General features: G+C 35.4%; 22 protein-coding genes. 16 read left to right on the forward strand and 6 right to left on the reverse strand.

Annotated elements, in window-relative coordinates; translation table 11 throughout:
- The first annotated feature begins 89 nt into the window (after nucleotides 1-89).
- From BLS98_RS20845 to BLS98_RS20880, 8 genes are all read left to right on the forward strand, one after another.
- Complete coding sequence (locus BLS98_RS20845) at nucleotides 90-863, forward strand: WG repeat-containing protein (protein ID WP_228425106.1); 774 nt, start codon at nucleotides 90-92, stop codon at nucleotides 861-863.
- A gap of 461 nt (nucleotides 864-1,324) precedes the next feature.
- Nucleotides 1,325-3,442 (forward strand): TonB-dependent receptor, encoded by a 2,118-nt coding sequence (locus BLS98_RS20850; protein ID WP_089739222.1) that lies wholly within the window; start codon nucleotides 1,325-1,327, stop codon nucleotides 3,440-3,442.
- A 180-nt stretch (nucleotides 3,443-3,622) separates the two neighbouring features.
- The gene (locus BLS98_RS20855) at nucleotides 3,623-4,375 is read left to right on the forward strand and encodes an HU domain-containing protein (protein ID WP_089739093.1); all 753 of its coding nucleotides are present in this window, start codon (nucleotides 3,623-3,625) and stop codon (nucleotides 4,373-4,375) included.
- Nucleotides 4,363-4,914, forward strand: coding sequence for an acyl-CoA thioesterase (locus BLS98_RS20860; protein ID WP_089739095.1), 552 nt, complete (start codon nucleotides 4,363-4,365; stop codon nucleotides 4,912-4,914). Before BLS98_RS20855 ends, BLS98_RS20860 begins: the two co-directional genes overlap by 13 nt.
- 145 nt (nucleotides 4,915-5,059) lie before the next feature.
- Nucleotides 5,060-5,989, forward strand: a complete 930-nt coding sequence (locus BLS98_RS20865) for a 2-hydroxyacid dehydrogenase (RefSeq protein WP_089739097.1) — start codon at nucleotides 5,060-5,062, stop codon at nucleotides 5,987-5,989.
- A gap of 197 nt (nucleotides 5,990-6,186) precedes the next feature.
- Nucleotides 6,187-7,449: a serine hydrolase domain-containing protein gene (locus tag BLS98_RS20870; protein ID WP_089739099.1), complete on the forward strand. Its 1,263-nt coding sequence runs from the start codon at nucleotides 6,187-6,189 to the stop codon at nucleotides 7,447-7,449.
- 25 nt (nucleotides 7,450-7,474) lie between these two features.
- On the forward strand, nucleotides 7,475-9,253 hold the full coding sequence (locus tag BLS98_RS20875) for an Ig-like domain-containing domain (RefSeq protein WP_089739101.1): 1,779 nt from the start codon (nucleotides 7,475-7,477) through the stop codon (nucleotides 9,251-9,253).
- A 4-nt stretch (nucleotides 9,254-9,257) separates the two neighbouring features.
- A complete protein-coding gene (locus BLS98_RS20880; protein WP_089739103.1) occupies nucleotides 9,258-9,716 on the forward strand; it encodes a heme-binding domain-containing protein in 459 nt (152 codons plus the stop codon).
- Between the two features lie 191 nt (nucleotides 9,717-9,907).
- Here the strand turns inward: BLS98_RS20880 and BLS98_RS20885 are convergent, their stop codons facing one another.
- The 5 genes from BLS98_RS20885 to BLS98_RS20905 all read right to left on the reverse strand — a co-directional run bounded on the left by BLS98_RS20885 (nucleotide 9,908) and on the right by BLS98_RS20905 (nucleotide 14,216).
- Nucleotides 9,908-10,420 (reverse strand): NUDIX hydrolase, encoded by a 513-nt coding sequence (locus BLS98_RS20885; RefSeq protein WP_089739105.1) that lies wholly within the window; start codon nucleotides 10,418-10,420, stop codon nucleotides 9,908-9,910.
- A 35-nt stretch (nucleotides 10,421-10,455) separates the two neighbouring features.
- Nucleotides 10,456-11,376 (reverse strand): site-specific tyrosine recombinase XerD, encoded by a 921-nt coding sequence (xerD, locus tag BLS98_RS20890; RefSeq protein WP_089739107.1) that lies wholly within the window; start codon nucleotides 11,374-11,376, stop codon nucleotides 10,456-10,458.
- A gap of 6 nt (nucleotides 11,377-11,382) precedes the next feature.
- Complete coding sequence (locus BLS98_RS20895; protein ID WP_089739109.1) at nucleotides 11,383-11,805, reverse strand: deoxycytidylate deaminase; 423 nt, start codon at nucleotides 11,803-11,805, stop codon at nucleotides 11,383-11,385.
- 50 nt (nucleotides 11,806-11,855) lie between these two features.
- Complete coding sequence (locus BLS98_RS20900; RefSeq protein ID WP_089739110.1) at nucleotides 11,856-12,623, reverse strand: enoyl-CoA hydratase/isomerase family protein; 768 nt, start codon at nucleotides 12,621-12,623, stop codon at nucleotides 11,856-11,858.
- Nucleotides 12,624-12,728: 105 nt separating this feature from the next.
- Complete coding sequence (locus BLS98_RS20905) at nucleotides 12,729-14,216, reverse strand: catalase (protein ID WP_089739112.1); 1,488 nt, start codon at nucleotides 14,214-14,216, stop codon at nucleotides 12,729-12,731.
- A gap of 133 nt (nucleotides 14,217-14,349) precedes the next feature.
- Between BLS98_RS20905 and BLS98_RS20910 the strand changes: the two genes are divergently transcribed.
- The 6 genes from BLS98_RS20910 (at nucleotide 14,350) to BLS98_RS20935 (ending at nucleotide 19,899) form a co-directional block, all read left to right on the forward strand.
- Nucleotides 14,350-15,300 (forward strand): LysR substrate-binding domain-containing protein, encoded by a 951-nt coding sequence (locus tag BLS98_RS20910; RefSeq protein ID WP_089739115.1) that lies wholly within the window; start codon nucleotides 14,350-14,352, stop codon nucleotides 15,298-15,300.
- 233 nt (nucleotides 15,301-15,533) lie between these two features.
- Entirely contained in the window at nucleotides 15,534-16,814 is a 1,281-nt protein-coding gene (metK, locus tag BLS98_RS20915; RefSeq protein ID WP_089739117.1) for a methionine adenosyltransferase, read from the forward strand.
- An 84-nt stretch (nucleotides 16,815-16,898) separates the two neighbouring features.
- Nucleotides 16,899-17,390 carry a hypothetical protein gene (locus BLS98_RS20920; RefSeq protein ID WP_089739118.1) on the forward strand — a complete coding sequence of 164 codons (492 nt, stop codon included), beginning with the start codon at nucleotides 16,899-16,901 and terminating at the stop codon, nucleotides 17,388-17,390.
- Nucleotides 17,391-17,585: 195 nt separating this feature from the next.
- Entirely contained in the window at nucleotides 17,586-18,176 is a 591-nt protein-coding gene (locus BLS98_RS20925; protein ID WP_089739224.1) for an RNA polymerase sigma factor, read from the forward strand.
- Between the two features lie 203 nt (nucleotides 18,177-18,379).
- Nucleotides 18,380-19,075 (forward strand): YjjG family noncanonical pyrimidine nucleotidase, encoded by a 696-nt coding sequence (locus BLS98_RS20930; RefSeq protein ID WP_089739120.1) that lies wholly within the window; start codon nucleotides 18,380-18,382, stop codon nucleotides 19,073-19,075.
- A 374-nt stretch (nucleotides 19,076-19,449) separates the two neighbouring features.
- Nucleotides 19,450-19,899: a PepSY-like domain-containing protein gene (locus BLS98_RS20935; RefSeq protein ID WP_089739122.1), complete on the forward strand. Its 450-nt coding sequence runs from the start codon at nucleotides 19,450-19,452 to the stop codon at nucleotides 19,897-19,899.
- Between the two features lie 49 nt (nucleotides 19,900-19,948).
- Here BLS98_RS20935 and BLS98_RS23430 read toward each other — a convergent pair whose 3' ends face one another.
- Entirely contained in the window at nucleotides 19,949-20,125 is a 177-nt protein-coding gene (locus tag BLS98_RS23430; protein ID WP_167356261.1) for a hypothetical protein, read from the reverse strand.
- A 196-nt stretch (nucleotides 20,126-20,321) separates the two neighbouring features.
- On the opposite strand from BLS98_RS23430, the gene BLS98_RS20945 reads away from it, so the two are divergent.
- Both BLS98_RS20945 and BLS98_RS20950 read left to right on the forward strand, forming a co-directional pair.
- Entirely contained in the window at nucleotides 20,322-20,993 is a 672-nt protein-coding gene (locus BLS98_RS20945; protein WP_089739125.1) for a response regulator transcription factor, read from the forward strand.
- Entirely contained in the window at nucleotides 20,993-22,279 is a 1,287-nt protein-coding gene (locus BLS98_RS20950) for a sensor histidine kinase (RefSeq protein ID WP_089739127.1), read from the forward strand. The genes BLS98_RS20945 and BLS98_RS20950 overlap by 1 nt, the downstream gene beginning before the upstream one ends.
- Nucleotides 22,280-22,281 lie beyond the last annotated feature (2 nt).

Genomic DNA, 22,281 nt, shown 5'->3' on the forward strand with positions numbered 1-22,281 from the left:
TTTATGAGAATGAAATTATTTAGATTCTTTATAAATATGAATTTGATATTTTCTATTTTTGGGCGTAATATTGCAGACAAATGGTGAATATGAAAAATATCCTGAATATTTTGTGCGTTTTTATTTCGATTTCTGTTTTCTCTCAGGCTAGATCTGTGAAGAAACCTGCGATTAAAAATGCTACGAAAACTACCGTGAAAAAAGAGAAAAATGTGGTAACTAAACATAATCCGGATCTGGTTGTTATTAACAAAGATCTTCCTCTTCTGATTCCCAAAAAGAAAGGAGATAGTTTCGGATATGTGAATCAAAACGGGAAATATATCATTCAACCGGAGTATCATATTGCCGTATTCTTTTATGAAGATTGCAACCTTCTGAACTCTCCGAATGAAAAAGTGAGGAAATTTGGAGCAAAAGACTACGCAACAGTAGAAAAGAATATGATTTCTTATCGGGTAGATCATTCCGGAAAAAGAGTGTATCAGTTTAAAGATTCCGATCTTGGAAAATGTAAGTTTGAAGAATATAAACATCAACTTTTCCAGGCCTATATTCTCAATGGTTTCTATGGGATTATTGAAAAATCAAAATTTGTCAACGCTGCAGACTACCGTCAATATCAGATTTATCCACAATATCAATATTTATTCATCATGGAAGGAGACGATGTTTCCGATCCAATGATTGTGGCTTCAAACAACGATAAATTTGGAGTTATTGATGTGAATAACAAAATCATTATTCCCTTCGAATATTCAAATATTAAAAGAAACTTCAGCTGGAAGTTGGGTAAAATGTTTGAAGTGACCAAAGACGGTAAAAACTATTATTACATCGATGCAAATAATAAGACATACTAGATGATAAGTGATGAATGATAGATGATAAATGATGATTGCTCATTACTTATGAAGGTTTTATAACGTCTATTGAGTCATACACAACTTTATATTAATCTTAACATGCCCTGTCATTCTGAATGTAACGAAGTGAAATGAAGAATCTCATTTATAAAAGAGATTCCTCCTTCGTCGGAATGACAACAAACTAAACGGATTTTAACTCTAATTTTTTCATACCGCTAACACTTTAATAATAGTCTCGTAGGTAAGGAATCCGTACCTCGAATCCCGAAGCCTTCATCTCATATATTTTTTGTAATTTCGCGGCTGAAATAAAGGGGTGCTTTAACAGGCTGAGATTATACCCACTGAACCTGGAACAGGTAATGCTGTTTAGGGACATCAACTCTACTGAGGGTTGAATTTGTATAATATCTTATCGATCCCCTTTTATTCATTAAATGTTAAAGATTTATAGAATGAAAGGATTATTTTTTTTAGGGCTTAGTGTAGGCTCTGTGGCCTTTATTCAGGCTCAAAAAACGGATTCTCTGAAGATCAGAGAAATAGAAGCGGTCAGCTTTACGAAAAGACTTCCTGTTGCTAAGGAAATTATCAATGTTCAGAAAGATTTAGACGGGAAAAATTTAGGACAGGATCTTCCTATCCTTTTAAAAAATCAAACTTCAATCATTTCTACTTCGGATGCCGGAAATGGTGTAGGCTATACAGGTTTTAGAATTCGTGGGGTTTCCGGAACGGCCATTAATGTGATGATGAACGGAGTTCCTTATAATGATTCTGAAAGTCAGGGTACTTTTTTTGTGAATGTTCCGGATTTAACGAGTTCTGCCTCACAGATTGTTATTCAGAGAGGGGTAGGTACTTCTAACAATGGAGTTTCTGCCTTTGGAGCAAGCATTAATGTGATTTCGAGAGAGCCGGAAGAGAAGTTTTATTTAAAAACCGATGATAGTTATGGATCTTTCAATACTTATAAATATTCAGCAGAGGTAGGTTCAGGAAAATTCTGGAAAAACCGTCTTTCTGTAATGGGAAGGTATACGAATATTCATTCTGATGGATATATAGACAGAGCTTCTTCTGATCTGCATTCTTACAATTTTACCGCTTTGTTTGAGGAAGGAAAAACCAAATTGCGTTTAATGGCTTTTGGTGGAAAGGAAAAAACATATCAGGCATGGAACGGGGTCAGTAGAGAAATGTGGGAGACCAATCCAAGATTCAATATTTCCGGTGCAATTAGAGATGCCAATAAAAATATTGTAGGTTTCTATGATAACGAAACTGATAATTACAGACAGAACCATTATCAGTTGCTTTGGGAACAAAAATTCAACGATCGCTGGAACCTTGAAACTACTTTTCACTACACCAAAGGAAAAGGATATTACGAAAACTACAAACAGGCGAGTTCTTTCTCAAAATATCATCTCCCTAACATTATTGAAGGTGGACAGACTATTACCAAATCAGATTTCATCAGAAAAAAATGGTTGGACAATGATTTCTACGGAGTAGTTTCTACCTTGTATGGAAAGTTTGAAAACCTCGATTTAAACTTTGGAGCTGTAGCCAATCAGTATTACGGAAAGCATTTCGGAAATGTTACCGGAGTGTTTTATCCGCAGATCAATGAAAGTGAATACTACAGAAACCGTTCAATAAAAAATGAAGTCTCTGGTTTTGCAAAGGCTTTATACAGAATGGATAATTTTGAGTTCTTCGGTGATTTACAGCTTAGAAGCATCAATTACAATACTAAGGTTATCATGGCCGGAGACGATGATGGTGCAGATCTGGACAAAAACTGGCTGTTCTTCAATCCAAAAGCAGGTGTGAATTATAAAATTAATGACGGAAAAATTTTCCTGTCTTATGCACATGCTCAAAGAGAACCGAACAGAGCAGATATTATGGCCAACAATGATGTGAAGCCCGAAAAACTTCACGATTTTGAAGCCGGATTTGAAAAGCAGTTCGGACTTTTATCTTTAACTGCGAATGTTTATTACATGTATTATGTGAATCAATTGGTATTAAATGGTCAGCTTAACAGTGTTGGAGCATTTATCAGAACCAATTCAGGGAAAAGTTACAGACGTGGAGTAGAGGTTGGTGCATTGGCAAAGCTTTCGAAGCAATGGGAAGTTTCCGGAAACGTTACTGTAAGCCAGAATAGAAATCAGGATTTTAATATAGAGGTTGGAAAATCACCAGTAAGTCTGGGGAATACTCAAATCTCGTTTTCTCCAAATATGATTGCTAATTTAGGGGTGAAATTCAATCCAAACAAAAACTTCCAGTTTGCTTTAATGAACCAATACGTTGGAAAGCAGTATATGGATAATACAGAAGATAAAAACGTAGAACTTAAAGATTATTTACTGACAGATTTTAATGCACAATACCAGTTTAAAATTGGTCACAATGATGTTGCCTTAAAACTATTAGTGAATAACCTATTCAATAAAAAATATGTAAACAATGGATCTGTTGCTGAAGATGGCAGTCCATTATACTTTGCTCAGGCAGGAACCAACTTTATGTTTGGAATCAGCTGGAAGATTCAATAGTTGGAAAGAAAGTAATGACTGTAAATAAGTGAATTGCAAATTTATCTTAAAAGAGATTGGGGATCATGAACAGTGAACCTATTTTAATATGAAATACTCAAAAGGCTGCTTCGGCAGTCTTTTTTTATATCCGTTAAATATCTTCAAAAAGTCATGAAAAAGTTATAAATTTGCCACCAAATGAATATTTCAGCATACATTTTAGAATATTTAAAACAATATGGAACTGTCACGGTTCCAGGCTTTGGAGTGTTTTCTCTCAAAAATTCTAAAGCAATCATCAATTCCGAAAACGGAAGTATCCTGCCTCCTGCAAGTCAGATTGAATTTACAATCGACTATGAAGTGAAGGCTGAAGATCTTACTGTTTATATTGCCAGAGAAAAGCAGATGTCTGTAGAGGCTTCAAGAAGTGATCTGAAGATACAGACTGATTTTTGGAAGAAAAAGCTTCAGGCAGAACAGCTTCTTGAAATTCAAAATCTGGGAACAATCTTTATTGAAGAAGGACATACTCACTTCAAAGGAAAAAGAGTGGAAGCGGGACGTCCGGATTTTTTCGGATTGGAAGAGATCAGATTCTCCGATATTAATAATGGCGAGAAAGTAAAGACTTCCGAAAACGGTGAAAAGGATTACAAATTCAAGAAGACTATTCTTTGGTTCTTCCTGTTGATTATTCCAATTCTGGGTATTGCCTATTTTGCATTTACCCAAAAAGAACTTCTTTTCGGAAAGAAATCCTTTAATAAAGTGTCTGTACAGACTTCTACCCATCGAATTGTAAAAGATACGGTGAAAGTAATGGCACATGCTCCTGAAACCCCGGTTTCAGATTCCCTGAAGAAAGATTCATTGGTAAAACCTGCCGGTAAAACAACTAAAACAGTTCCGGTTGCTCCAAAAAACACTAAGAATAAATGGCAAAAATAAAAACAGCGTCAGAATCTCTGACTATTATGACCAATATCGTTCTTCCGAACGAAACAAACTCTTTAAGAAACCTTTTTGGTGGTGAACTTTTAGCAAAAATGGACAGATGTGCTTCCATTTCTGCAGCAAGACATTGTGAAAGAAGAGTAGTAACGGCATCTGTAAACCACGTTTCATTCAATCATCCTATTCCTGAAGGTGGAGTTGTAGTGCTGGAATCTAAAGTTTCCAGAGCATTCTCTACTTCTATGGAGGTGTATGTGGATGTTTGGTCTGATGATCCGATTAATCAGAAAAAAGTTCATACCAATTCAGGGATTTATACCTTCGTTGCGGTAGATGAATTTAACCGCCCGATTCCAATCCCGGATATGGTTCCGGAAACAGAAGATGAAAAAGAAAGATATGCCGCTGCATTCCGTAGAAAAGAACTTTCATTAATTCTTTCTGGAAGAATGAAACCTTTGGAATCTGTAGAGCTTAAGAAATTATTCCAGGAGCCGGAGGAGCCACAAACCTCCAAGAAAGATAAAAAATAAAAACTTGAAATGCTTTTAATACTGGAACTCCCAAATTAAAAGCATTTTATTTTTATATCCGTATAATAAAATTACAAACGCTTTTGTCTGAAAAATGATAATGGTGTTATTTGTGAAACCAATTAGTGTCATTTGTGTTTAAATTATGAAAATTCTCCTTTTAGATAAAAACCATCCCCTTATTACCGAGCAGCTTTTAGCTAAAAACTTCATTTTGGAAGAAGACTTTACTTCCACTTATGATGAGGTTTGTGATAAAATCAACAATTATGATGGTATTATCATCAGAAGCCGTATTCCTTTAGATAAAAACTTTCTTGAAAAGGCACAAAACCTGAAATTCATTGCACGAGTAGGGGCAGGAATGGAAAATATTGATATTCCTGTGGCTGAAAAATTAGGCATTCAATTAATCAACTCTCCGGAAGGAAACAGAGATTCAGTAGCAGAACACGTTGTTGGAATGTTATTGGTGTTGATGAACAGGCTTTTCATTGCTTCTCAGGAAGTAAAGAATGGAATATGGAAACGTGAAGAAAACAGAGGTGATGAACTGCTTGGAAAAACTGTTGGATTGATCGGATATGGAAATATGGGAAAAGCTACAGCTAAAAGACTTTCAGGTTTTGGTTGTAAAGTTCTTTTCCATGACATTCTTCCCGGACTTTCTGATGAATTTGCCACTCAGGTTACTTTGGACGAACTGAAACAGTCTGCTGAAGTGTTGAGCCTGCATATTCCTCTAACTTCTGAAACCCATTATCTTATTAATGAAATATTCATTTCTGAGATGAAAAATAACTTCTATTTTGTCAATACGGCAAGAGGAAAAAATGTAGAGACTAAAAGTTTAGTAGAAGCGTTGAAGTCCGGAAAAGTAAAAGGAGCTTGTTTAGATGTATTAGAATACGAAAAGTCTTCTTTTGAGCACCTTGAAACCGAGAACGAAGATCTAAAATATCTGCTGGAATCCGAAAAAGCAATGGTAACGCCGCATATTGCAGGATGGACACATCAGAGTAAAGAAAAATTGGCGCAGTTTATTGTAGACAAGATTGTAGCTTCACATGGTTAAACAATAACTAAAAGAGATAATAGTGAAGGCTGAGAAAGTAATGATAAAGAAGTTACTTTCTCAGCTTTTTTGTTTCATCTGTTTTTATGATTTTCTTTTTGGTTTTTCTTTCATTATGTTAAATTATTCATAATGTCCCCCTCATATTTACAATTTATTTTTGACTTTTATTAAATTGCCGCTCATTTTTGAATCTTATGAAGATGCGTAATTTAGTACTTGCTATAACTGTTGTTTTATTCCTTTTTTCTTGTAAGAATAAATCTGAATCCAAAGAGGCTTCAGCTGAAAACACCACCAACCTGCCCAATTACGGGAATGTGGATTTAAGCCATGTTTTTACAAAAGCGGACGGACAGCTTTCCAATAAAGAATCTTTAACAGGTTATATAGACCAATACTATAAAAAAGTATGGGAAGGCGGAGATCTTAGTGGTGGAATTCTGGTTGCTAAAGGCGATGAGATTGTATACGAAAACTACAGAGGTTTCGGTAGAGAAGGGAATCAGATGCCTATTGATAAAAATACACCATTACACGTAGCTTCGGTTTCAAAAACATTAACGGCAATGGCTATGATGAAGCTTGTAGAAGCTGGAAAAATAAAACTTACCGATCATCTTACCCAATTCTTTCCAGGGTTTCCTTACCCGAATGTAACCGTTCAGACTTTATTGGATCAAAGAAGCGGATTACCGAAGTACGAATACTTTATTACCAAAATACAACCTGCCCCGGCAGAACTCTCCAAGACATTTATTACGAATCAGGATGTATTGAATATGATTATCAAATATAAACCGGACCTGGCAAGAGATACCGATACCGGATTTATGTATTGCAATACAAACTTTGCCCTATTAGCTTTACTAATTGAAAAAGTAACTAAAACTCCTTTTCCACAGGCAATGAAAGAAATGGTTTTCACACCACTGAAAATGACTAATACTTACATTTTCCAGGAAAAAGATATTCCAACAGCTTCACAGTCTTTCTATTATGGTGCTAATAAGTTATATCCTTTAGATCGTTTGGATTTGATTTATGGAGATAAAAACGTTTATACTACACCAAGAGATTTATATAATTTCTCAAAAGCAATGTTCTCAAAAGATTTCCTGAAGCCGGAGCTGATGCAGATGGTATTTACGCCTTACAGCAATGAAAAAGCGGGAATGAATAATTACGGTCTTGGTTTTAGAATGAAAATCTTCGATAACGGTGAAAAACTAACCTATCACAACGGATGGTGGCACGGAACCAACTCTGTATTTGCTCACCTTTTAAAATCTAAAGTTACCATTGTTGCCATCGGAAACAAATATTCGGGTAAAGTTTATACAGCACTTGCATTGTCCGGATTATTTGAAAATTTCCCTTTACAGCAGGAAAAACTTCAGACTGTAATGAATGATAGCAAAGATAGTTTGAACAGCGGACACGAAGTTTTTGGAGAATAATGTTTACTTTTGCTTAAACATTTTCATGAAAAGGTTTCTTTTATTATTCGTTATCTGTTTTCTTGTACACTCTTGTGCAAGGGTTGGATCTCCTGTTGGTGGTCCAAAAGATACACTGGCTCCAAAGTTTTTAAGTTCAAATATTGATACAACAAGGATCAACGTCAAAAGAGATATCCGCGAACTTCGTCTGGATTTTGATGAATACGTGACCTTAAAGGATATCAATAAAAATCTTATCATTTCTCCGCCCATCAAGAATATCAAGCGAATTCTTCCATCGAATATTGCCAATAAATTTGTTCTTATCCAATGGACGGATACACTTCAGGCCAATACCACGTATAATTTCAACTTTGGAAATTCTATTGCGGATAATAATGAATCCAATATTCTTCGCTATTTCAATTTCGCTTTCTCTACGGGAGATAAGTTGGACGATCTGTACGTTAGTGGTGAAGTAAAAGATGCCATGCAGATTAAGAAAAAAACCGGGACTAATGAAAATAAGCTGGTGGTTGGATTGTATCAGGTAAAAGATACCATGAATTACAAGCAAAAACCATATTATATTACTAAGGTAGATGATGATGGATATTATGAGCTGAATTATCTTTCTCCGGGAAAATATAAAATCATAGCTTTTGAAGATGAAAACGGAAACTCTGTATACGATCCTGGAAAAGAAAAGATAGGATTTAAAAAAGAAGTTGTTGATGTTGAAAAATCAATTTCTGGCTTAAATTTGAGTGTTTACCCATCAAAGAAGCCGTTGAAATATTTAGAAATGAAGGAGATTGCCGGTGGGGTTCTTATGACATTTGAAGGTCATCCGGATGAGGTGAAAGTTCAGTCTCTTAATGATAAGCTTAAGGATATTAAAGTAACCCATACTCCGAAATCTGATTCTGTTAGAATCTGGTTTGATGCTGTGAAGAATAATATAGGACAGGAAGCTAACGAAAAATTGTTGTTTAGCCACAATATTGGCCCTAAAAAAGATACGGTGTATTCAGTTTCTTTATTCTATAGATACAACAAGAAAAATGTAATGGATGTCTTCAGTGATAACGGAGGTGGTTCATTAGCTCCAAAATCTGATTTTAAAATTTCATCCAATTACTTTTTAGATAAGATTGATGCTTCAAAGTGGAAACTGGCTGTTAAAGGAGATTCTTTGACTACGCTGCCATTTACAGCTAAAATTTCAGAAACCAATCCTTACCAGATTCAGGTGAATTCTGACTTTATCAGCGGGAAAGATTATCAGCTTACGATTCCTAAAGAAACAGTTTCTTCCTTCTATGCGAAGAATTCTCAGTCTAAACGTTTTGACTTTACTGTTGATAAGGTAGATCAGATTGGAAGCCTGGAATTCACCCTGTCCAATACACCTACATCTAACTACTGGATTCAGCTGCTGGATTCTTCAGATAAGGTAGTATATCAAAAATATACCAAAGGAGATAAAGTGAAATTTGATTTCCTAAAACCTGGTGAATATGTTGTTAGAATGTTAGTGGATAATAATAACGACAAGTATTGGGGAGAAGCGGATTTTTCTACCGAAACCTTCGCAGAAGATGCCTATATTTTCTATAAAAAAGCTTTGATAAAGGCATTATGGGAAACAAGAGAAGAATGGGATCTTAAAGATACCAGAACACTAGATAATCCTAGAGGAGCTACAGCACCTCCGGCACCGGTTACACCTCCGGCTTCTGAAGAAAAAGGAAAAGCTGTAATACAGGAAAGTAAAAAAGAGCTAAAATCTGAGAATGCAGTGATAACTCCGGTAAAATAGATAGATGAAGACGGCAAAGAAAATAATCTTATGGACTCTGGTAACATTTGCTCTTATCCAGTTTTTCCCAATTGATAGAGTAAATCAACCGGTTGATTCCAAAGTGAATTTTGTTCAGATAAAGCAAGCTCCGGAAAAGATAAGCACGCTTCTTAAGAATGCTTGTTATGACTGTCATTCCAATGAAACAATATATCCTAAATATGCGTATGTAGCACCTATTTCCTGGTCTGTAAAAAGCCATGTGAATGACGGACGCCAGCGTCTTAATTTTTCTGTTTGGGGAACTTATAATAAGGAATTAAAAGAGAATATGCTGGATAGGTCTATTGAAGCTCTTAAACATAAGACAATGCCACTACCTGGTTATATTGTTTATCATGACGAGGCTAAGCTTACAGAGGCAGAAAGAACCTTGCTTATTCAGTATTTTGAAGAAATGCTGAAATCTAAGACATACTAAAATATAATTCCCACAGATTCCACAGATCATCACAGAGCTTTTACGAAATGCATCTGTGTAATTCGTGAAAGCTGTGGGAAAATTGTTTTTCAACATAAAAAAACTCCCGCAGATTTTACAAAATAAGCAGTTGGTAAAAACCAGTAATCTGCTGTATCTGCAAAATCTGCGGGAGCATATATTTACAAAAATTATTTCTTCAGATAATCCTCAAAAAATCTCTTCTGAGAATCAAAAGCAATCTCATCAAGGTTGAGCTCCTCTAAGGGAATCCATACCGCTTCAGAGATCTCTGAAAGCTCAAGATTTACCTCAAACTTCTCCGAAACATTATACTCATAAAAAAGATCAATCGTATTGTAATCAATTTCTTTATACTGATAAACGTTCGGAAGACTGCTAAGGTATTTCAAGTTGGAAATATCAATATCAAGCTGAAGTTCTTCAAAAAGCTCTCTTTTACAGGTTTCCTCTGCACTTTCTTTAGGATCAACAAAACCTCCGGCCAGATCCAGTTTTCCTTTTTTAGGATCCCTGTTTCTTCTGGTAAGATAAATTTCGTTACCACATCTGATAACAACCGCTACAGCGCCTGCTACATTATTGTACAGTGTAAAACCACATTCAGGACAACTCCATTTTTTTTCATTATCCCAATGTAAGGTCTCTTTGCCACAGCTCGGGCAATATTTCAATACTTTCATCCGTCTATAATTATTTTTCAAAGGTCAGATAGACCTTAGCTTCCCTGAGTAATATTAATATTTCTCGGGTGATAGCTTAAGATAACATCCCTTAGCTCTTCTGTCTTGAGGTGAGTGTAGATCTCTGTTGTAGTAATGCTGGAATGGCCCAACATTTCCTGAATATAACGGAGATCAGCTCCATTCTGCAGCAAATGTGTTGCAAAAGAGTGTCTGAAGGTGTGCGGGGAAATTTTCTTATTAACTCCTGCTTTATCTGTAAGTTCTTTAATAATAAGAAATACGATAACTCTTGACATGGAAGTACCACGGCTGTTCAAAAACAGCGTATCCTCGTATTTTTTATTGATTTTTCCTTTAGAGCGTACCTCTTTGATGTAACTTTCCAGAAGTTCAGCTGTATAATCAGCTAAAGGCACAAAACGGGTTTTATTTCCCTTTCCGTGTACCTTAATATATTGCTCCTTGAAGTTGATATTGGAGATCTTCAGATCAATCAGCTCAGATACACGGAGTCCGCAACCATAAAGTACCTCTATGATACATTGGTTTCTTCTTCCGAGATCTGTATTGACCTCAATGGCAGCAATAATTTTATTAATATCCGTCAGGCTTAACGTGTCCGGCAGATATAGTCCCAGTTTAGGACCTTCAAGTAACGCTGCAGGGTTGTCTTCACGATATTCATCTTCCAATAGAAATTTGAAGAAGGCTTTAATGGAAGATATCCATCTTGCCTGTGATCTCTCACTGAATTTCTGTTTAGAAAGATTGAAAATGTATTCCTGCAGGTTTTCGTATCCGATAGAATCTGGACCGACGTTTGCCAGATCTTCTTCTGCGTAATCTTTTAGTTTTTTAATGTCCCGAACATAGGCGTCGAGCGTGTTGTCTGAAAAATTTCTTTCGAAGCGAAGAAATATTTCAAAATCTTTGATCTTTTCATCCCAAGTCATTTGTGCTTATTTTTTTAGTTCACAGTCCGATATTTGTTCTATTTCAATGTTATGGTTTCTCAAAAACGATATCCCATCGTCATCCGAATACTCATTAATATACACCAGTCTTGCAATACCTGCCTGTAGAATCAGCTTACTGCATTCTTTACAGGGCGACAATGTTAAATATAACGTTGCTCCTTTTGCAGATTGTGTAGAAGCTGCCAGCTTTAATATAGCGTTGGCTTCTGCATGCAATACATACCAGTGCGTTTTCCCCCCATCATCTTCACAGCAGTTTTCGAATCCCATAGGAGTTCCGTTGTAACCATCTGAAATAATCATCCTATCTTTTACGATAAGAGCCCCTACCTGTTTTCTCTTACAGTAGGAGAGTTTTGCCCATTCCTGGGCCATTTTTAGATAAGCTTTATCAAACTTATTCATACCGCATCATTAGTTTTTTCGAAATAATTGGATTAAAATCTTCTGAAAGATTAGAAGTTCGGCTTTCTTTTCTCTAGGAAAGCAGTTACTCCTTCTTTCTTATCTTCCATTTCGAAAAGTTCCCCGAAATATTTAATTTCAGTTTCAAAACCTTTCTCCGTGTCAGATAAATTAACGGCGTTTATAGCCTTTGATATTGCCATTGGTGAATTATTGGCAATAATACTCGCTAATTCTTTCGTTTTGGTTAATAATTCTTCAATAGGGTATACTTCATTTACCAGTCCGATCTCTTTTGCTTTTTGAGCAGGGATCATTTTGGCAGAGAAGATCATTTCGTTGGCAATACCTTTTCCGACAAGTTTGGGAAGCCTTTGAGTTCCTCCGTATCCTGGAATTAATCCCAGTGTTACTTCAGGAAGCCCCAATCTGGCGTTTTCCGATGCATATCTGATATGGCATGCCATGGCAAGCTCTAAACCTCCTCCTAATGCAAAACCGTTTACGGCTGCAATGACAGGTTTGGATAGGTTTTCAATTTTGTTGAACAATGTATTTTGTCCGTTTCTTGCAAGTTCCTCAGCTTTTTCCTGTCCGAAGTCACTGAATTCCTTGATGTCAGCTCCAGCTACAAAAGACTTTTCTCCGCTTCCTGTAAGGATAATTACCCTGCAAGAAAGATCGGAATTAAGCTCATCCAATGCTGTACTGATCTCCTGAATTGTCTTTGCATTCAATGCATTTAAACTCTCAGGTCTGTTTATGGTAATGATAGATAATTTATCTTCCTTTTTTAATAATATATTTTCGTAACTCATTTTTCCACTTTAAAATATCATCCTTCGCAAATTATGAATTTTTTACAAAAAAAAGGAAAAAATATTATTTTTTTTTCCTTTTTTTTGATTTATTGTTCAATATGATTATTTGGAGTGATTCATCATATTTGCATCAATATTGATGTTTAGTTGAGAAGCTACTTTCATGCCAAGCTCAATGTTAGCACGGAAAAAGTGACATAATTGTCTGTTGATAATTTCCTCCCTTTTAGGTCCGGTAATTCCCTTCATACTTCCTATAATATTTTTGATCAGATTATCTCTGTCTTCAGCATTCATTGCTTTCGAATAAAGAAGTCCCGGTTGCGTATAGTGATCGCTGTCATTATCGTTTCTGTTATAATTGGCAACATGAGCGCTATCTAATTCATACTCATGGTTTTTATAAGAAACATCCGGTTTAATATCATCAAAACTGTTTGGATAATAATTCGGTTTATCCTGATATTGGCTTGAATCTGCCATATATCCGTCTCTTTGGTAATTATTAACCGCAAAAGGACATCTGTTCACTTCTAATTGGTGAGCATTTACACCCACTCTGTATCGGTGTGCGTCCGGGTAGGAGAATAATCTTCCCTGAAGCATTTTGTCCGGAGAAAAACTGATTCCGTTGATAAGGCTGCTTGGTGAGAAGGTAGATTGCTCAACGTGGGCAAAATAGTTAACAGGAACTTCATTCAATTCCATTTCTCCTACTTCAATTAATGGGAAATCATCATGGAACCAAACCTTTGTTACATCAAAAGGATTCCATCTGAAATCTTTTGCCTGCTCTTCTGTCATCACCTGGATGTACATGGTCCATTTTGGGAAATCTCCGTTTTCAATTGCGTTGCAAAGATCTTCCTGTGCAAAGTCAGGATTTTCTCCTGCCATTTTTACGGCATCTTCATCTGTGAAATTTTTCACTCCCTGTTTTGTTTTGAAGTGGAATTTCACCCATACTCTTTCATTTTTATCATTAATCATGGAGAAAGTATGAGATCCGAAGCCATGCATATGTCGGTAACCGTAAGGTGTTCCTCTATCTGACATTAATATAAGAACCTGATGAAGTGATTCCGGGTTTAAACTCCAGAAATCCCACATCATAGTGGCACTTTTCAAATTGGTTCTTGGAAGTCTTTTTTGGGTATGAATAAAATCCGGGAATTTCTTAGCATCTTTAATAAAGAATACCGGAGTATTGTTTCCTACAAGATCCCAGTTTCCGTCTTCAGTATAAAATTTTAATGCAAATCCTCTTGGGTCTCTTGCAGTATCTGCACTGCCTTTTTCGCCGCCCACTGTCGAAAAACGGGCAAACATTCTGCAGGAGTTTCCTACTTTTGAAAATAATTTAGCCTTGGTGTATTGGCTGATGTCATGCGTTACGGTAAAAGTTCCGTATGCTCCACTTCCTTTGGCGTGTACAATTCTTTCAGGAATCCTTTCCCTAACGAAATGTGCAAGATTTTCCTGAAGGACAAAGTCTTGCAGCAATACCGGGCCTCTTGGTCCTACCGTCTGGGAATCCTGATGCTCAAAATAAGGTGCGCCGTTGCTTAACGTTAATTTTTTAGAATCCATATATTGATGATTTGAATAATTGTTCTCGTATTTTCTAAATCGAACCGTAAAGGTACTAATTATCAAATTTACTTGAATTTTTAATTGCTAATAACAAAAACGTTATATCTTTGTAATAGATAATATTAATCAAATGAACATTCAGCAACTGGAGTATCTTATCGCTGTTGATAAGTATAAACATTTTGGTAAAGCAGCTCAGGCGTGCTTCATTACCCAGCCTACCTTAAGTGCCATGATACAAAAATTTGAGGATGAATTGGATGTGAAGGTTTTCGACAGAACTACCCACCCGATCCGTACCACAGATGTAGGTCTTCAGATCATCGATCAGGCGAAAGTAATTATAGAATCTGTCAATGAGCTGAAAAACAAAGCCAACCTGTTGAATAACATTTTAGGAGGAACCATTAATCTTGGAATTATTCCTACCGTTTCTTCATTTATCTTACCTACGGAAATCTTCAAATTCCTTGAAGCTAATCCGAAGATTCAGATGAATGTAAAGGAAATGACTACAGATAATATTATTAAAGCTTTGAAAGCAGGAGAACTGGATGCGGGAATTATCTCTACTCCTTATGATACTGCTGATGAATTTTACCAGGATTTCCTGTTCAATGAAGAATTAATGATCTACAGTTCTAATACTGAAGCGAACAAAAAAAATTCTTACATTATTCCTGAGGATCTGAATGTAGAAAAAGTATGGTTACTTGAAGAAGGAAACTGTTTGAGAAACCAGTTCGAAAACATCTGTCACCTGAAAGAAAATACTTTGAAACCTAAGAATTTAGATTTCTTAGCTTCCAATATCCAGACTTTAGTACACATGGTAGACAAAGTAGGGGGAATCAGTATTCTTCCGGAATTGGCATTAAGTCAGCTTTCTGAAGAGCAGAAAAAGAATGTATTCAGATTCAAGAAGCCTTTCCCATACAGAGAGATCAGTATTATTTACTATAAGCCAACCTTTAAGCAAAAGATTATTGATGAATTATCACATTCCATCAAAAATTCTTTGGAACTTAAGTTAAATTACCACTTAAATCCGAAAGAGTTTGTAAGCATAAAGCCTCAGTAATTAAGAAGCTTTACAGTGATATAAATCATTAATTTAAAGAAAATTATAATTAGTAAACAAAAATTTTGAGTATTACAAAAATAGTGCTTAAATTTGCTGACGTTTACGAACGAGGAAAAATTTGACCTGATTGCAACCTCTATAAAAAAATGCTAAAACAGTATTCTTTTTGGGCAATTGTTATTCTTATTTTTCTTCATAGTTATTTTTTAATCTAAAAAACAAAGAATAATATGTCTTATTTATTTACATCTGAATCAGTTTCAGAAGGACATCCGGACAAAATTGCCGACCAAATCTCCGATGCATTAATCGATCATTTCTTAGCATACGATAAAAGTTCAAAAGTAGCATGTGAAACTCTTGTAACTACCGGACAGGTGGTATTGGCAGGAGAAGTAAAATCTGATGCTTACCTTGATGTTCAGACGATTGCCAGAGAAGTAATCAACGGAATTGGGTATACAAAAGGTGAATATATGTTCAATGGAGACTCTTGTGGAGTAATTTCTGCAATCCATGAACAGTCTCCTGATATTAACCAAGGTGTTGACAGAGCAGTAAATGATGAGTCATTTGAAGCTAAAGCAAACGCACAGGGAGCTGGTGACCAGGGAATGATGTTTGGATATGCTACGAACGAGACGGCTAACTATATGCCTCTTGCTTTAGACTTAGCGCACACTATCCTTAAAGAACTTTCTGCAATCAGAAGAGAAAATAAAGAGATTACTTACTTACGTCCTGATGCAAAAAGCCAGGTAACGATTGAGTATTCTGACGATCATAAGCCCATCAGAATTGATTCTATCGTAGTTTCTACTCAGCACGATGACTTCGGAGCAGAAGAAGAGATGTTGAACAAGATCCGTGAAGATATCAAGAACATCCTTGTTCCTAGAGTGGTTGCTCAGCAGACTGAGGAGATCAAAGCTTTATTCAACGATCAAATCAAATATCACATCAACCCTACAGGTAAATTCGTAATCGGTGGTCCTCACGGAGATACGGGTCTTACAGGTAGAAAAATCATCGTTGATACTTACGGTGGTAAAGGAGCTCACGGTGGTGGTGCTTTCTCTGGAAAAGATCCATCAAAAGTAGACAGAAGTGCTGCATATGCAACAAGGCACATTGCTAAAAACCTTGTAGCTGCTGGTGTTGCTGATGAAGTTTTAGTACAAGTTTCTTACGCAATTGGAGTAGCGGAGCCTTGTGGTTTATACATCAATACTTACGGAACGGCTAAAGTTGATCTTCACGATGGAGAAATCGCTAAAAAAGTGTCTACTATCTTTGATTTAAGACCTTATGCTATTGAGCAGAACTTAAAATTAAGAAACCCTATCTATCAGGAAACGGCTTCTTACGGACACATGGGTAAAGAGCACTATGTAGCTGATAAAACATTCAACAAAGGTCATAAAAATGAGCTTACGTTGGAAGGCCTTGAGTTTTTTACTTGGGAAAAACTAGACAAAGTAGACGAAATTAAAGCCGCTTTTGGTATTTAATTTTTTCTTAGACTAAATATTATGAACTGCTTTGCCTTCCGGTAAGGCAGTTTTTTTTAATTTTACACCTTAATAAATTGAGAGATGATGAATTTTCGGACTGCAGTTGCCATTCTATCCCTGTTTTTGCTGAGTACATTGGTGAAAGCCCAGTATACCATGCATAAAATGATCAGTGTAGGATATACCTACCAGAATCAAAGCTTTGGAGAAGTGGGAGGAAAGCTGCTTTTTCTTAAAAATGATGATGTAATTTACAGATTGGGTGGTTCTGCCTTAATGGGTGTAGCAGACTCGAAATTTGCCATCATGCCGAAGTTGCAGGCGGATGTTTTACTTAATTTTGAAAAGAATGTGGATTTCTACCACTCTTATTACTTTTTAATAGGAGCGGAAGGAACCAACAAATATATTGCTCCGAAGATAGGTGTTACCTTATTTGGGATGCTTGATCTTACCGGAGGTTATGCTTTTCCTATTGGAGACACCCGATTAAACGGAAAAGAAATGAAAGGGCTAAATATTAATTTTACATTAAATATCCCTACTGTATTCATTCATGACATGTTTAAATGATTTTTTTTAAATTTTTATAGCGAAAATTTAATAATTGCTTAACAGTTATTAAAAAATTATTATATTTACGTCATAATATAATTGTACCACCTATCGAAGAGACTCTACTCTGAAGAACTGTTTTGTATATACAGCAAAAACTAGATAATGTATCTGGAGGATAGCTGGGCTGCAAATATTATATTGAGAAGAGTTATGAAATCAAAATCGGATAGTTTACTAATTTCGCTTTACCAGAAAGGTGACGAGGGCGCATTATCAACCCTTATTCATCGCCATCAGAGAGAACTGTTTACATTCATTTTTTACAAAATTAATGATGAAGATTTAGCCAACGATATTTTTCAGGATACATTCATGAAAATTATTGTAATGCTAAAAGAAGGACGTTACAACGAAGAGGGTAAATTTATCCTTTGGGCTAAAAGAATCTCCCACAACCTTATCATCGATCATTTCAGATCAAAATCCAAAAATATCAAAGTTTCAGAAACTACTTTTGAAACGGATGAATATTCTATTTTTGATTTGATCAGAGAACCGTCTGAGAATATTGAAGATCAGCTGGTGACGAATCAGATTCAGGAAGACCTGTTGAGAATGCTGCAATTTCTTCCATTGAACCAGCAGGAAGTAATCAAATTAAGATTTTTTGACGGATTAAGTTTTAAAGAAATTGCCGATCATACTGATATGAGCATTAACACCACATTAGGGAGAGTACGATATGCGCTTATTAACCTGAGAAAAATCATGGAAGAAAATAACATAATATTAACCAGATAGATAATATTTTGTAAAATTTCACGTTTTTAAGGAAAACATATTACGCTTATGAAAAAAAATGACTCCTTAAAAGTGAAAACTTTGAAACCTAAAAAAGAAACCATCGATTTTCTGCTCAATTTTTCTAAAAGCCTTGAAATTGTGAAAAGCAAGAGCAAGAATTATCCTATTACAAAAAATTAAAATTATTAACTTTGTGCTGTATGAAAATGCAGCACGTTTTTTTTGACCTGGACAATACGCTCTGGGATCATCGTAGAAATGCCTATTTAACGATCAAAGAACTTTTCGAAAAGCAGGAAATCAATTCGAAGTATAACATAGACTTTGAAGAGTTTCATGCGGTTTACCATGATATTAATGAAGAATTATGGGAAAAAATCAGAGATGGAATTATAGGCAAAGAGTATTTGAGAGAACACCGTTTTTATGACTCCTTCATGCATTTTGGAGTAGACAATAAAGAACTTTCCCTTTATTTTGAAGAGAATTTTCTGGATAATATTGTAAGTCATAATGAATTGGTGGAAGGGGCTGAAGATGTCCTTGAATATCTGAAGTCGAAGAATTATACACTTCATATTATTTCCAACGGCTTTCAGGAAGTAACAGAAAGAAAATGTACTCTTTCTGGAATTGCACCTTATTTTAAAACCATTACCAGTGCGGATGCAGTAGGGGTAAGGAAGCCAAATCCTAAAATTTTTGAATATTCCCTTGGACTTTCTGAAGCAAAGAAAGAAGAAAGCATCATGATTGGCGATGACTGGATTGCTGATGCTATAGGAGGAAGAGATTTCGGAATGGATACCATCTTCTTTGATGTATACAAAGAAGATAAACAAGAAACCGGATTAAAGTCTATTACCCATCTTCAACAGATTAAAGAATACTTATAATCTTTTATATTTCTAAAGTTGAAATAAGGCTTTGAAATTTTTTTATTGAACCATTAAGGCTATTGAAGCTATTAAGACGATTAAGACAACTATCATTGCGAGCCAAAGGTGAAGCAACCTCAACAGAACCACACTTAATTCTCTTACTATCTTATCTCTACCTTAATGGTTTGTTTTTTTATGACTGATAAATGATCTTCTTTGTTTTCAAGCATCTGTGCTATTCTGTAAAATCTTTGGTTAATTATAAAATACCACAAGACTATCAACACTCTGTATTTACATTTTAATTTTTACAAATTAAGCTGTTCCCAATTCTTTCCTAAATTGATTTGGAACTTTGCTTCATAATAATAACAGAAAAATTTAATATTATGAAAAATGTAAAGAAAATCACCAGCGTATTTATTTTAATTTTCTTATTGATCGGTGGCTTGATTTCAGCTCAGGACAGAGCGATCAATCCTAATCATTTACCTAAGACTACTAAAACATTTCTTGCAGGTCATTTTAAAGGCATTCCAGTATCATCTGCTATTGAAGACAGAGAAATCTACGGTGTGGATGAATATAAAGTCTATCTGAACAATGGGATGAAAATGGAATTTGACAGTAATGGAAACTGGAAAGAAGTAGATGGTAACCATCAGAAAATCCCTTATGGTTTTATTCCTGCTTCAATTAAAAATTATAGCAGCAGAAACTTCCCGAATACGCATATCGTTAAGATCGAAAAGAAGAGATGGTCTTATAAAACAGAGCTTTCCAACGGATTGGAACTGGAGTTCGACCGAAACGGCAATTTTAAAAAAATTGATGATTAGATCAAATAAAGAGTAACAATAAAATTTTATGATTATGGTAAACTGGTGTTTAATTAACAGTGATGGAAGAAAAGCTTCTTCCGCTAAGATTAGAAAGAGTATTGTGTCTTTTCTGACAAGGAACCATCCATGCAGCGTGATTGATTCTATTGAGAAAAAATATAATGCTTATAAAATTCATCTGATAAATGGTCTCTGTCTGATTTTTGATGAGAATGGACATCATGTAAAAACGAATTAATTTTTAAAGTAAGAAAGTTGGGAGTGGGAAGAGGGAAGTTGGATAGAACGATTTTGAAATTGTTTGCCACTTAGAGACGGATCGTTGCAGGTGGTATAAAAGTAACTTCCAGCCTCCTTCTTCCAGCTTCCAACCTGATAATTTCATATATTTGATATACGTTATCCAAGCAGCAGAGCCTATGAAGATTTTAATAGTAGAAGATGAACCGGACCTAAGGGATACTGTACAGAAGTTTCTGGAAGCAGAACATTTCATTGTAGAATATGCAGAAAACTATAGTACCGGACTGGAAAAGATTATTTCCTATGAATATGACTGTATTCTGTTGGATATTATGCTACCGGATGGAAATGGGATAGATCTCCTGCGGGAAATCAAGAAAATGCATAAAAAAGACCCTGTAATTATCCTTTCTGCTAAAGATTCTGTAGATGATAAAGTGACAGGGCTAGAAATAGGAGCCGATGATTATCTGGCCAAACCATTTCACCTTGCAGAACTGATGGCAAGAATCAGATCTGTCATAAGAAGAAAAAATCAGGATGGTGAGAATATCATCAGGTATAAAAATATCAGCATTGATCCGGAAAACAGAAATGTTAAGGTAGGAAACGAAGACCTTGTGCTCAACCGAAAAGAATATGATCTTCTCTACTATTTCGTTATACATCCGGAAAAAACATTGCAGAAAACAACTCTTGCAGAAGCTATCTGGGGAGATTATATCGATCAGGCAGACAGTCTTGATTTTATTTATTCACAAATTAAAAACCTCCGTAAAAAACTGAAAGCCCTTGATGCCGAAGCAGATTTTCAGGCTGTTTACGGAATAGGATATAAATTCGTCTGATGAAGGTTTCATTAAAATATTATACGATAAAATACCTTATCATGATCCTGCTGCTGATTATTGCAGTATGGGCAGGGCTGTTTTATGCCTATATTCTGGATGAGGTACATGATAATGTAGATGATGGATTAAAGGATAGAAAGATACAGATTATCAAAGCGGTATATCTAAATCCGCAGTTGCTAAAGAATAATGATTTTGGATTCAATGAATTTAAGATTATGCCGATCACTGCTGCAGAATACCAAAACAAAAGCAGACTCTATAATAAGATGTATTATATGGAGTATGATGATAAAGACCAGCCTTATCGTGTATTGGAAGCAGATTTTATAGATCAGTATAAAAATCATCAGAGGCTTGTCATCAGAACATCCACGGTAGAAGAAGATGAGCTGATTTATGACCTTACAACGGCTTTAATTGTTCTTTATATTCTTTTGGTGGTGAGTATTGTTGCTGTTAACAGTTATCTGCTGAATAAGGCAATGCGGCCATTCTATTTAATTTTGGATAAATTGAAGAAATACCAGTTTGGAATTCCCTTTTCTCAGGCCGAGCAGAATTATTCCATCAAAGAATTTGAGGAGCTGAATGTGGAAATCAACGAGATGATTGACCGTAATGAACTTGTTTTCTACCAGCAGAAACAGTTTATTGAAAATGCTTCTCACGAACTTCAGACACCATTGGCAATCGTTATTAATAAAATAGATCTTCTGATTCAGAATGATAATCTTGATAAAAAGAACCTGACCTTTCTCACGGAAGTTAAAAATGATCTGAGAAGAATGGTAGGATTGAATAAATCTCTGCTAATGCTCTCCAAGATTGAGAACAGTCAGTTTAATACAATATCAGAGGTTGATTTTAATGTGATGGTGAATAAACTTGTAGAGAATTATGAAGACTTTATTGCCTTTAAAAATGTAGAAGTTAATATTATTGAAAAAGGAGTTTTTAAAGCTAGTTTTAATCAAGACCTTGCAGATATCCTTCTTTCTAATTTGCTTAAAAATGCCGTTAAATACAATAACGAGGAAGGAACTTTAAATATTTTTATGGAGAACAACAGGATTATCTTTCAAAATAGTGGAACGCAGGCTTCGTTGGATAAATCCAGGATTTTTAACCGTTTTTATAAACAGAGCTCCGACCATACCTCTACGGGCTTAGGATTATCCATTATTAAAACAATCATCAAACAATATCCGGGTTGGGATATTACCTATGAGTTTGAAGATCAAATGCACTATTTCATTCTTACAAAAAATAAGATATCATAAAA

Source organism: Chryseobacterium jejuense (assembly GCF_900100075.1).
GTDB lineage: Bacteria > Bacteroidota > Bacteroidia > Flavobacteriales > Weeksellaceae > Chryseobacterium > Chryseobacterium jejuense.

Excerpts from the sequence above, each read along its gene's own strand:
- BLS98_RS20850 (WP_089739222.1), top strand. The coding sequence starts at position 1,325 with ATGAAAGGATTATTTTTTTTAGGGCTTAGTGTAGGCTCTGTGGCCTTT.
- BLS98_RS20935 (WP_089739122.1), top strand. The coding sequence starts at position 19,450 with ATGAAAAATGTAAAGAAAATCACCAGCGTATTTATTTTAATTTTCTTA.
- BLS98_RS20930 (WP_089739120.1), top strand. The coding sequence starts at position 18,380 with ATGAAAATGCAGCACGTTTTTTTTGACCTGGACAATACGCTCTGGGAT.
- BLS98_RS20900 (WP_089739110.1), bottom strand. The coding sequence starts at position 12,623 with ATGAGTTACGAAAATATATTATTAAAAAAGGAAGATAAATTATCTATC.
- BLS98_RS20880 (WP_089739103.1), top strand. The coding sequence starts at position 9,258 with ATGAAGACGGCAAAGAAAATAATCTTATGGACTCTGGTAACATTTGCT.
- BLS98_RS20870 (WP_089739099.1), top strand. The coding sequence starts at position 6,187 with ATGAAGATGCGTAATTTAGTACTTGCTATAACTGTTGTTTTATTCCTT.
- BLS98_RS20895 (WP_089739109.1), bottom strand. The coding sequence starts at position 11,805 with ATGAATAAGTTTGATAAAGCTTATCTAAAAATGGCCCAGGAATGGGCA.
- BLS98_RS20950 (WP_089739127.1), top strand. The coding sequence starts at position 20,993 with ATGAAGGTTTCATTAAAATATTATACGATAAAATACCTTATCATGATC.
- BLS98_RS20910 (WP_089739115.1), top strand. The coding sequence starts at position 14,350 with ATGAACATTCAGCAACTGGAGTATCTTATCGCTGTTGATAAGTATAAA.
- BLS98_RS20865 (WP_089739097.1), top strand. The coding sequence starts at position 5,060 with ATGAAAATTCTCCTTTTAGATAAAAACCATCCCCTTATTACCGAGCAG.
- BLS98_RS20925 (WP_089739224.1), top strand. The coding sequence starts at position 17,586 with ATGAAATCAAAATCGGATAGTTTACTAATTTCGCTTTACCAGAAAGGT.
- xerD (WP_089739107.1), bottom strand. The coding sequence starts at position 11,376 with ATGACTTGGGATGAAAAGATCAAAGATTTTGAAATATTTCTTCGCTTC.
- BLS98_RS20885 (WP_089739105.1), bottom strand. The coding sequence starts at position 10,420 with ATGAAAGTATTGAAATATTGCCCGAGCTGTGGCAAAGAGACCTTACAT.
- BLS98_RS20860 (WP_089739095.1), top strand. The coding sequence starts at position 4,363 with ATGGCAAAAATAAAAACAGCGTCAGAATCTCTGACTATTATGACCAAT.
- BLS98_RS20905 (WP_089739112.1), bottom strand. The coding sequence starts at position 14,216 with ATGGATTCTAAAAAATTAACGTTAAGCAACGGCGCACCTTATTTTGAG.
- BLS98_RS20845 (WP_228425106.1), top strand. The coding sequence starts at position 90 with ATGAAAAATATCCTGAATATTTTGTGCGTTTTTATTTCGATTTCTGTT.
- BLS98_RS20945 (WP_089739125.1), top strand. The coding sequence starts at position 20,322 with ATGAAGATTTTAATAGTAGAAGATGAACCGGACCTAAGGGATACTGTA.
- BLS98_RS20920 (WP_089739118.1), top strand. The coding sequence starts at position 16,899 with ATGATGAATTTTCGGACTGCAGTTGCCATTCTATCCCTGTTTTTGCTG.
- BLS98_RS20875 (WP_089739101.1), top strand. The coding sequence starts at position 7,475 with ATGAAAAGGTTTCTTTTATTATTCGTTATCTGTTTTCTTGTACACTCT.
- BLS98_RS20855 (WP_089739093.1), top strand. The coding sequence starts at position 3,623 with ATGAATATTTCAGCATACATTTTAGAATATTTAAAACAATATGGAACT.
- BLS98_RS23430 (WP_167356261.1), bottom strand. The coding sequence starts at position 20,125 with ATGATGTCCATTCTCATCAAAAATCAGACAGAGACCATTTATCAGATG.
- metK (WP_089739117.1), top strand. The coding sequence starts at position 15,534 with ATGTCTTATTTATTTACATCTGAATCAGTTTCAGAAGGACATCCGGAC.